Raw genomic sequence first — 6,263 nt, 5'->3', positions numbered from 1 at the left:
CCCCTCCCAGTGTCCGCGTCTGAGTCGACGAAGATGCGCAGCGTGTTGGTGTTGTCGTCCACGGCCGCAAGTTCACCGTTCGAGACCGCTATGCCAAAAGCGGCGCCAACGGCAGAATCGACCTGAAGCTCGTCGACGAAGCTGCCGCTTGGGGTGAATTCGATAATTTCGCTGTTGTGCCTTGGGTCTGGATTCACTGCATCACCGTTGCTGGTTAGCAAATCCCCATTGGGCGCCATCGCCAGGGCCAGCGGACCGTGCAAATGTGCGGGGTCGCTGTACACTACCGTGCCCATGCCGTTGTCCATGGTGGTGGTCGCCGCGTTGGCAATCGAGAAGATCTCGTTGTCTCCGGTCGACGCAACATAGAGCAGGTCCTTGCTGCTATCGAAAACCAGGCCGGTCGGTCCGATGACCAGAGCAGCCGGATCGGTTCGGTGCAGGTATCCCGAAGCGATCTGCGTCATGCTCGTAACCGTCGCCGTGCCTCGCTTCACGCTGATGTTGAGACGCGTGACCGTGCCGCTCAAAACGTTGGAAACAAAAACCAGTGCTGAGTTGCCATTGGCCTGAACCGTCAAATCCCAGGGGCCATCAAGCATTGTTGAACTGGTCAGGGTATCGATGAGTACTCCCTTCGGGCTGATAATCAGAAGGCTCCCCTGCATAACGGTGCCCGACATGCCATTCGTGGTTGGAACGTTTCCCACTATAACCAGGTTCTGCGGCAGCACGCCGAGGGCGGTTGTAAGGCCAAGCCCCCTTTTTCCCTGGAAGAACAGCGACTGGTTGTCATGTTTGTTTATCTGCACGATGGTAGTCCCGGTCCCCTGCAGATTCATACTGTTGTTGAAATTGGAGACCAGAATGCTGCCCGCCTTAAGTAAATCTCCGCCGTGGGAAACGAAGGCTACTCCGTACGGATTTTGGTCGCCATTCGCGGGAACCGTACTCGGGTTGGCGATGTTCTTGAGGCTCGCGAGAAAGGAGCCCGAATCGTCCGTATCCGCGGCATTCGCCGACGCGACACTAAACAGCAGCAGCGCTAAACCAACAACAAAGGCAAGCCGTTTGAATCTTTCGGTGTTGAGCACGATCGCTACCTCCTCGGTGGCGTAGTGGTTAGTACTTTCCGCTCGATTAACGTCAGGGCCGCTTCAAACCGGAGAGCAACATCCTTCCTACCGCGGAGTGTAGGGTTCGATTTCGCTGAGTGTCAATCAAGAAAAGGGATTTTGTCCCTTTCTGGCAGGACGATTCTTTCGCCCTCCTGACGATTGCCAGTTTTCCCCGAAATCAGCTGGGGTGAGGGTCGCACAACTATCTAGACGTGGCTTGTCGTTTGGAACTTTGACAATCGTGAGACTTTTCGATGATCGACTCGCCGACAATCGCAACGCCAGGTCTGGCGAGTCTGCTCGTAACCCTGAAGGACACCTACCAGGGCGTCGCGAGCAAACCTCGATTTCGCACCCCCTGGAGGGTGTGGAGCTGGCCAGTTCGAGTGAACGCAGCGGTAACTCAGCGGGAAACGCGTCTGAAAGAAGCCAGTTTCTCGACTCGAGGAGGCCAACGACGTGCGGTGTCTCCATCCCCGACCATCAAAGCGACGGATTTCGTCACTAAACGGTTTTCGCGCCGGCGTTCGCGGGCGGTAGGAATTCGTCACTTTGGAGCAGATTCCACCGAGCATCCCTCAGGTTGATGGAAGCCGCACACCGCAGTGGCGGTCTAAACGCGCGACACGATCCACTGCGCGAGATGACCCCAGATCCCCTCTTCGGACTCGGGATTAGCTCCCCGCCACTTCTCGTGCAGCTCAGTGGGAAGCCGGAAGAAGTCGCGCTCGGGTCCCCCTTCGGCCTTTATCATGACCTCAATCAAGCTCAGGATGTGCTGGCGAAAGATCATTGCTCGCCACTGCGATTCCTGGAGGTCCAAATCGACGAATCTGCTGAAGTGCACTGCTATGCCGGCTAGATTCCTATCCAGCTCGCTATTGGGGATTCCCAGGTAATCGGCCACTTCCCCCTTCATGAAAAGCCGCATCAGACCCGTCGGCACACCCTCCAGCAGCGGAGGAGAATTCCGCTCTAGCATTTCGGTAAGGGCTCGGGTCATTTCCCTGCCTTCGTCGGAGGGCGCAAACTGGCGCTTGCAGATAAGATCTTCCAATTCTGCGCCGGCTTCCAGTTCCTCCGGAATCATCTCAGGCATCACGCCGAGCAATCTGCCCACCGCACACCAGGTCTCGAAATATGCCTCTGCTGCCTCGCCGGGGATGGTTGCGCCAAGTTTACGCAACCCTTCCACGGGCAGGTAGGAAAAAGTCAGCAGCGTTCCCGCGAGATCTTCCTGGTTGATGGGAATTCCCAGCGAACCATCCCACTTCGCGTGCAGGAGCTGATAGCGAATCGCCGCGTGAATTAGCCGTACCTTTTGAACCGTACGAATTCCGTAGCCGTCCGGACCGAGCCCACCGGGTTCCATCACGTCCACTACCATCTGCATGGTCCGGAACAAGCGGCGATTGGGACGCTTGGCCAGGTAGGCAGTCCGATGCAGGACCTGGACGCCTTTGCGTGCGGCGTACGCCGATGGCAGCGAGTAACATCCGAGCGTGGCGAGGATTTCCGGACCGTGGTCAACGAATACATTCTGCGCCACCGCGACACGGGTGGGATTCGGTAGCGCATCGATCTTGCTTTTCTCCAGGAACTCCCGCAACTGTGACGGCAGCGAGGAAGGTACCGGCGCAGCGTTAGTCATGCGATCCGCCATGAAGGTCTGGGCGGCCGCCTGCTGACCTGCGGCAAAGGTGGCCTCGATCGCCGCATCCGCCGGAGGGTCGCCGACCAGGCGCATCCGATCCAGCATCGCATCGTTCCAGCGCACCGAAGCCATCGATAGATAAGCGTTACGTTAAGCTCGTACCGCAGAGGTTGCGGTCAGTGGTTTGATCGAATCCTCCTAGATTTAGGAGTCGAGCAGGTGCCCCCCATCGCTGGCCGACTCTTTCACTAAGACCCATGCTTTGCAAACCCGAACCGCACGCGAATCCGCTTTGCGCCCTGCTTTTGGAAGCAGTGAATCGGCGGCTTAAAAGCAAGCGCAGGCACAAAGTGAACCGATCCAACTTGATGCCGCCTGACCCCAGCGCGACCTGGGCGCAACAGAGACCGAGACTTGACATTACCACCAGCAACCTCCCCCGTTTTTCTGCCAGAACTGGTCGACAAAATCGTCGTGCTGAACCCTCTGCTCCAACCACTACGAGTCAATCTAAAGACTCTCCGTGACTTGCGGCCCACGGACGGCTGAGCAAGCCCTCCAGGCCGCGCGCGGGCTGCAGCAGCCGGGGGAGTTAAGAGCCGCGATTGCCAAGGACCGGTGCGAACCCGGGTACTCGACTTGTGGGCTCAAAGATGAGCTGCAAAACGCAGGTCCAACCCCGCTATCATCTGATGTTGAGGAAAGATGTGCCGCTGTTCCGACAGGGCAGACCGGTCGGCAGTCGCGTCCGTTGAGGGCGGTTACATTATCACTCCGACCGGGCTGTCGGCGCCCTCCCGGTCGCGCGCCAATATCCTGTAGTGACGTAAGGTGGCGCGTCCTTTGACCTCCGCCACCACATTGGCCTTCAAAAGATATCGGTCGCCGTAGGCTCTCTCCACCGCCCTTTCCTGATCGTGCACGAAAACGCTTCCGCCTTGTCTGATAAGACGGGAGGACTCGTAAATACTTTTCATCCTCCCAGGGGTGCTATCCTCGTATCCCGCGGGGCCACCGATCAGGATGACGTCCCATTGGGTCTTTTTGATGTCGGAAGGAAGGTCCATTGCTAGCCTTCCCGGACAGTCGATCAGCTCCATGGCCTCGGTAAGCGTAGTCCCGTAAGTGACGAGGTACGCCTCCAGGGAAGGATTCTCGCCACGGATCTTGCGGAACCATTCCTCCTGATCCTCGACGAAGACAGTCCGTCCGCGCTGGTTCAGCTTGAACCAGAAAGGGGAGTCATTTCCCATCCCGAAAATGAGGAAATTCACCGGCGGCTTGATGGCGCGGGCGATGAAGAAGATTTCATTGGCATGCATCTGGATTCCGAGCCTTTGCCGCTCACGCTTAATCCATTGCAGCTTGACTCTCTTCATTTAACGGCTCGTCGTTGATGAGCTTGCGGCAGCCCGTCTCGGCAAAGGCTATTGCAATTGGGGGTTCCCGAAGTCACGCCGTAGCTCGCAAGGCGAGGGAAGGCTTCCGTGAAACACGCGAGCAGCCCTCGGTGTGTGGCATAGACCACTTACCACAATAGTCAAATGTACCGGTGGCAAGGCCGAACCCCCTATTGGCACTCGAAGGGACCCAGCATGGTACCCGAGTTGCGCAGCGCATCGTTCAGACGTAAGCGGATTTTGGCAAATGACTCATTGGCGGCGCTCCGCGCTTCCGGAGTGTCACCCATGTATAGCGCTTTTTCCACACCGCATATTGAGAGTGCCTCGAGGTTGGCCTTTGGCAGCAACTTGGCCATTAGCGGGCCATCGCCGTACATCGGTGTGCCTCCGACAACAACCAACTCGACTTCGGCAGGCCCGGCTGAGAGGACCGTCGCAAAAGCTGATTTGTTCGAGCTCTTCAAAACCAGCAGGTCGGCTTGGCGACCGGGCGCGAGCGTGCCTAGTTGGTCACCCAATCCCGCGATTTGGGCGGGAATGGATGTGGTCATCTCAATTAACTCGCTGTCTTGAAATACCTTGTTTTGTTGATTCCAATCCGCCACATGGCGCAACTCCTGCAACATTCCCGCACTGCCCGTGGGGCTCCAGTCGGGGGCGAGCGCGATTGTCACCCCGGAACCTTTTGCCTCCTGTATTCGGGTGGTGGCGCCGTAAAGCTCGTAGTTGCTCCTTGGCGACCAGACCAGCGAGACGCCGTTTGCCGCCATGTCCTTGAAGTCCTCTTGGCGGAACGCGACCCCATGGATCACGGCGACTCCCCTACGAAGCAGGCCCTGAGCCTTCAAGATTCTGAATTCACGATGTGCGCTTGCATCGGTGGGTGATCCCTCGGCAACGTGAATCAGAAGGCAAGTCAGGCTTCCATCGGCGAGTTGGCGTCGATAGAGATCCATTCGTTCGGGTGCAACTTCGAAAGGAAAAATCTCGTAGGCAACCGCTCGGTAGCTCTGCTTGCCAAGTTCAGGATAAAAGTCGAGGCTTCGCGTGAGCCCTTCGATGCAAGCGTTCTCTCCGGGATGATCCCTCCTTCCCGCGTAACTTCCTACGACTGAGGTTGCACACCAGCAAGCGCTTTGACCTCTCCGAAGAGGTCGGCGTCGCATCCGAGGCCACCGTTTATTAGTGACCCTTCAGGGTCTTTTAGCGCATGAGAGTATTCTGCGCTTTCCTCCCACTCATATCGATTTCCGAACAAGCGACCCGGCTTCCACCGCGGAAGAACATTCCAGGTAAGGTGGTCATGGAGATCGTTCATTCCAGGCATGATCACTCCATGAACCTCAATGGTTGGTCCCGCTTCTGCTGCTCCTCCCTTTCCGACTTGCACGATCTTGCTATCGTGCACGGTCAGAGAGCCACCTTCGATGGTCTCATTCGGCGTTAGCAAAGTGCCTTGCAGCGTGTAACTTCCTCTCTGCGCGCAAACCGAGGAAAGTGTAACGAACAGAAATGTCGCGACGACGACCAACACGTCGCAGGCACCACAAGCATGCCGAGCGCGTCCTCACACCAGAGTCCCCCGACGTAGACTGCGAAGACTTCAGATTGTGCCGCTCAGACAGGGTTGCCTTGGTGCTATCCCACAAGGGAACGCTCGGCAGCTGTATCGCTCTGAGGAACATGTCCTTCCCGCCATTCAAGGAACTCTAAGGTCGCACATCCGCCCATTCGCCGGTTAAAGTGAAATGCGGCAACCCCGGTTACGGTGTCGCGGCTAGGAATCCACATTTTGTGTAGCTCACCCCCTATCTCGCGAAACAGATTGCGTACAGAATTCGACTTGATCTGGTTTACCGCACCGCGCTGCAACGCATCCGAGATCGCGTAAAGGCTAAAAGTGGCTTCTTCTACCACCCACTCGCCGGTCGGGCCAGCGCGGCGGTCCACTTCCACATGCGATCCAGCCATACGCAGCCAGTTTGCCGGACATTTCCCGGTCTAAGGGAAATTCGAAATGCTCGCCACAATTAAGCCCGCTTTACGGCGTATCCGCGAGTTAACTTCAGGAGTTAACGCAAGCCTGGA

Annotated in this window: 5 protein-coding genes; all 5 read right to left on the bottom strand. The window is 57.4% G+C overall.

From position 1 onward, the window contains the following. On the bottom strand, positions 1–1,094 hold a 1,094-nt coding region (locus VGI36_08050), incomplete at its 3' end, for a hypothetical protein (protein HEY2485086.1). 637 nt (positions 1,095–1,731) lie between these two features. Further along, a complete protein-coding gene (locus VGI36_08045; protein HEY2485085.1) occupies positions 1,732–2,904 on the bottom strand; it encodes an oxygenase MpaB family protein in 1,173 nt (390 codons plus the stop codon). A gap of 629 nt (positions 2,905–3,533) precedes the next feature. Beyond that, positions 3,534–4,151 carry a hypothetical protein gene (locus VGI36_08040; protein ID HEY2485084.1) on the bottom strand — a complete coding sequence of 206 codons (618 nt, stop codon included), beginning with the start codon at positions 4,149–4,151 and terminating at the stop codon, positions 3,534–3,536. 191 nt (positions 4,152–4,342) lie between these two features. Continuing rightward, the gene (locus VGI36_08035) at positions 4,343–5,131 is read right to left on the bottom strand and encodes an amidohydrolase family protein (GenBank protein ID HEY2485083.1); all 789 of its coding nucleotides are present in this window, start codon (positions 5,129–5,131) and stop codon (positions 4,343–4,345) included. Positions 5,132–5,813: 682 nt separating this feature from the next. Then, a complete protein-coding gene (locus VGI36_08030; GenBank protein ID HEY2485082.1) occupies positions 5,814–6,146 on the bottom strand; it encodes a hypothetical protein in 333 nt (110 codons plus the stop codon). Positions 6,147–6,263: the final 117 nt, after the last annotated feature.

This window comes from Candidatus Binataceae bacterium (assembly GCA_036495685.1).
GTDB lineage: Bacteria > Desulfobacterota > Binatia > Binatales > Binataceae > JAFAHS01.
This window is presented reverse-complemented; position numbering and strand designations above follow the sequence as displayed.

Bases quoted from the DNA above. Each gene is read 5' to 3' on its own strand.
- VGI36_08040 (HEY2485084.1), bottom strand. From the start codon at position 4,151: ATGAAGAGAGTCAAGCTGCAATGGATTAAGCGTGAGCGGCAAAGGCTC.
- VGI36_08030 (HEY2485082.1), bottom strand. From the start codon at position 6,146: ATGGCTGGATCGCATGTGGAAGTGGACCGCCGCGCTGGCCCGACCGGC.
- VGI36_08045 (HEY2485085.1), bottom strand. From the start codon at position 2,904: ATGGCTTCGGTGCGCTGGAACGATGCGATGCTGGATCGGATGCGCCTG.
- VGI36_08035 (HEY2485083.1), bottom strand. From the start codon at position 5,131: ATGGATCTCTATCGACGCCAACTCGCCGATGGAAGCCTGACTTGCCTT.